Raw genomic sequence first — 3,742 nt, 5'->3', positions numbered from 1 at the left:
GTTGACGGCGTAAATGCCGTAGGCCTCACGGTAGTTGCGGGTGGCCCAGTAGGCGTAGACCTTGGCGACGCCGTAGGGGGAGCGCGGGTGGAAGGAGGTGCCCTCGTGCTGGGGCGGGGGCGAGGCGCCGAACATCTCGGAGCTGGAGGCCTGGTAGAAGCGGCACGGCAGGCCGATGGAGCGGATCGCCTCCAGCAGGCGAGTGGTACCGAGACCGGTGGAGTTCCCGGTGAACTCCGGCTCGTCGAAGGACACGCGTACATGGGACTGGGCGGCCAGGTGGTACACCTCGTCCGGCTGTACCGTCTCCAGCAGCGCGGCGAGGCGGGTGCCATCGCTGAGTTCGCCGTAGTGCAGGAAAAGCCGGGGACTCGGGGCGTGCGGATCCTGGTAGAGGTGGTCGATCCGCTGGGTGTTGAACGTCGAAGCCCGGCGGACGATGCCGTGGACCTGGTATCCCTTCTCCAGCAGCAGCTCCGTGAGATAGGAGCCGTCCTGCCCGGTGATGCCGGTGATGAGGGCCTTCTTTGCTGTCACGCGCACTCCATACGTGTGGTTTGACACTGGATCCAGAGCTGTCGAGTACGCCGACTCAGGGGAGCAAGGTCCGGTAGACATCGATCGTCTGCTGAGCTGTCCTCTTCCAGGTGAACGTCTGGGCCCGCGCCGGGCCGCGCCGCTCTAGTTCCCTGCAGGTCGATGAATCGAGGCATCGGAGCTTGCTGATGAGGTCGTCGCATTGGTGAGGGTCGAAGAGAAGTGCCGCATCGCCCACGACCTCCGGAATGGAGGCCGCCCGCGCGGCAACGACGGGAACGCCCCGGGCCATCGCCTCCAGCGGCGGAAGCCCGAATCCCTCGTACATCGACGGATATACCAGGGCCAGCGCTCTCTGGTAGAGCCGGGACAGCGTCTCCTCGCCCGCCTGAAGAAATTCGACACGGTGCGCGAGGCGGCGCTTCTCGAGAAACGACTTCTCGGCGGGAGTGGCCGGGCCTCCTCCTGAGCAGATCAGCCGTATGGCCCTGAGGTCCCGGTCCTGCAGCGCGTCCACCACCATCCGCCAGTTCTTGTAGCCGCCCCGATTTCCGACGTAGAGAAGATAGTCGTCCGGATTTCGATTCGGCCGTACGAGGGGGATGCGGACGCCCAGATGGATGACCGAGATCTTTTCCGGCTCCACTCCCAGCACGGACACCAGGTCATCTGCGGTGGATTTCGAGATGGCGATGATTCTGTCCGCCCGCCGGGCCCAGAATCGCTGGCGTTCCGCCGTGTCGTCTTTCGGGCCGAAGTAGTCGGCATATTTGTGGTGGATCAGGTCGTAAAAAGTGCATACCTGTGGCTGATGGCCAGAAACCACCGGTGAATAGTAGGTCGGATGGATGACGTGCCGTCCGCGCTGCGTGGCGGAGTACGCCCTGAAGGACGCTCTGCTCAGCAGCAGGCGCACGCGCCTGGGCAGCTTTCGCAGCTTGTCTCCGCGGCGGCCCGTGACGTACAGATTGTCGTTCAGCCCGGCGAACAGGCGCGCGTCGACGCCCTCATCCACCAGTTCGGTGTGGAGCTCCGCAAAGTACCGGCTGATCCCGCCGAACCGCTGCCTCACGAATGCATCTGGGGAGAACAGGACCCGCACCCGTACCCCTTTCTCTGCCTGGAGCAGATTCAGCTCCCTGTCAGTGTATTCATGGTGCGAGTAAGTGAATGGGTGCGACACGGCCGGTTTATGTCGTCCAGAGTTTTACGGCGATCAGTTGAATGCTCTTGCGAATGGACGACATCAGCGGGCAGGGTATTTTCCGTGAACCAGTTCCACAGCCTGCGGTCGAGATGGGACGGACTCGGGGCACGCGTACCCTTCGGGTCGAAGGCGAACGACCGGTGGCGCCGAATCTTCGCTGCCGGCGCGACGACGACGGGTGCGCGAGCCATGTCTCTGGTCGTGAACCTCATGGTGATCCGCGTTGTCGCGCGCAGTCTCGAGCCGGGTGAGTTCGGCCTCTGGCTGAACCTCACCACTGTCTTCGGAATGCTCGTCATTTGTGACTTCGGTGTGGGCCTCGCGGTGATGGGGCAGGTCTCGGCGGCCAGCGGGCACAACGACTCCGCCGCCATGCGCCGGGTGGTGAGCACGGCCTTCTTTCTGCTGACAGGCTGCGCACTCGTCGGGCTCGCCCTCTCCGGTCTGGTCACGCTTGCCTTCGACTGGAACGGCGTCCTCGGGGTGGGGCACGAGGTGCCGGGCGCCCTGGTTCATCAGTTGCTGTTCGCGGTGGCCGCGACGGCTGCGCTCAGCCTCCCCCTCACCGTCGCCGGCCGCGTGTATCACGCCCTTCAACGCGGCCACGTACCGGCGCTCCATACATCGTTCGGCGTCGTCGTGCAGGCCGCAGGGCTACTCGGTGTGGCAGTAGCCGCGCCGGACGTCCGGTGGTTCTTCGCCGCTTATCTCATGACGTCGCTCATTGCCGGGATCACAACGACGGTACTCCTGCTGGCTCGCCCGATTAACGACCTTCGTCCCCGACTGCATGACGTGGACCGGCACACGTGCGGCCGGCTTGCCCGGGAGGGCGTGCAGCTCTTTCTTCTCTCCATGATCGGGCTCGTCGCTTATAAATCGGACGCAATTCTTATCGGGCACTACCTGGGCGCCTCCCGAGTTGCCGAGTACGTTTTGCCTTTCACACTCTTCGCGCTTGTCCCTACCTTCGCCGGTGTTTTCCTCACGCCGTTGTGGGCGGCCTACCGTGAGGCGTGGGCGCGTGGTGACCATGCATGGGTGCGGAGCGCCTACGTGCGCTCGGTGGTGCTCGCGACCGCCGTGGGCGCACTGGCGGCGAACGCTCTTGTGGCCGTCACGCCCCGGATCCTGCGCGTCTGGATCGGCGACGACGTCGCGATCCCGCCGATGGAGATGCTGGTGGCGCTGGCGTGCTACGTCGCGGTCATGTGCGCCAGCTCCGCGGTCAGTATCTTTCTGAACGGAGCGGGAGTGCTTCGGTCGCAGATGGTGCTGGCGTCGGTCATGGCCGTATTGAACGTATTGGCGTCGATCTGGTCGGTGACACGACTCGGCCTCGCCGGGCCGCTCTGGTCGACGGTTGTCACTCAGACACTCGTGGTGCTCGTGCCTTGTATGTTCATCGCGCACCGGCGTCTGTCATCGCAGGTGTCGTAAGGGCCAGATCCCCGAAAGTCTCGGCGATCGAGAGATCGCTTCCCCTGTCGACCTGGTGCACCGAGCCGGTCCCGCATGGATCGCAACAACTCGGTGTGATCGTCCCCGGTGTAGGGCGGCTTTCCGTGCGTACCGCGGGCGGTCCTCACACGAGATCGGACCAAAGCCTGTTGCGCCTTCAGATCCCAGGGGGCGCCGGCCGCGTCGTTGCGGACGAAGAACGCGTTGATGCCGTTACTTCCGACACCGATGAGCTGGTACCCCTCTGCTGCACCAAGGTGGGCGAAGCGCGGCTCATGGCACTTCAGGACACCGGGATTCTCGGCGCGCTGACGGAGCCGGGGCGTGTGCGTGCCAGCGTGCCGAGTTCGGCGTCGACCATGAGCCGCGCGAGTTCGGGCGCGCGCACGGTCGGCTTCCAGCCCAGTACGCGTTCGGCTTTGGAGGCGTCACCGACCACGTGGTCGACTTCGGAGGGGCGCAGGTAGCGTTCGTCGAAGCGGACGTGGTCTCGCCAGTCCAGTCCGACGTGGGCGAAGCAGTGTTCGGCGAAGTCGC

At 64.9% G+C, this 3,742-nt stretch carries 4 protein-coding genes; 1 reads left to right on the top strand and 3 read right to left on the bottom strand.

Translation table 11 applies throughout. The annotated features are described in order from the left end of the window. On the bottom strand, positions 1 to 537 hold a 537-nt coding region (locus tag ACWD4J_RS43955; protein WP_451401174.1), incomplete at its 3' end, for a GDP-mannose 4,6-dehydratase. Positions 538 to 592: 55 nt separating this feature from the next. Continuing rightward, the gene (locus ACWD4J_RS43950) at positions 593 to 1,720 is read right to left on the bottom strand and encodes a glycosyltransferase family 4 protein (RefSeq protein ID WP_451401173.1); all 1,128 of its coding nucleotides are present in this window, start codon (positions 1,718 to 1,720) and stop codon (positions 593 to 595) included. Positions 1,721 to 1,933: 213 nt separating this feature from the next. Here ACWD4J_RS43950 and ACWD4J_RS43945 point away from each other — a divergent pair, with 213 nt between their 5' ends. Further along, the gene (locus ACWD4J_RS43945) at positions 1,934 to 3,184 is read left to right on the top strand and encodes a lipopolysaccharide biosynthesis protein (RefSeq protein ID WP_451401172.1); all 1,251 of its coding nucleotides are present in this window, start codon (positions 1,934 to 1,936) and stop codon (positions 3,182 to 3,184) included. Between the two features lie 304 nt (positions 3,185 to 3,488). Here the strand turns inward: ACWD4J_RS43945 and ACWD4J_RS43940 are convergent. After that, on the bottom strand, positions 3,489 to 3,742 hold a 254-nt coding region (locus ACWD4J_RS43940), incomplete at its 5' end, for a GDP-mannose 4,6-dehydratase (RefSeq protein WP_451401171.1).

The organism is Streptomyces sp. NPDC002577 (assembly GCF_053594815.1).
The sequence above is the reverse complement of the archived record's forward strand: the minus strand, read 5'-3'. Positions and strand labels throughout refer to the sequence as shown.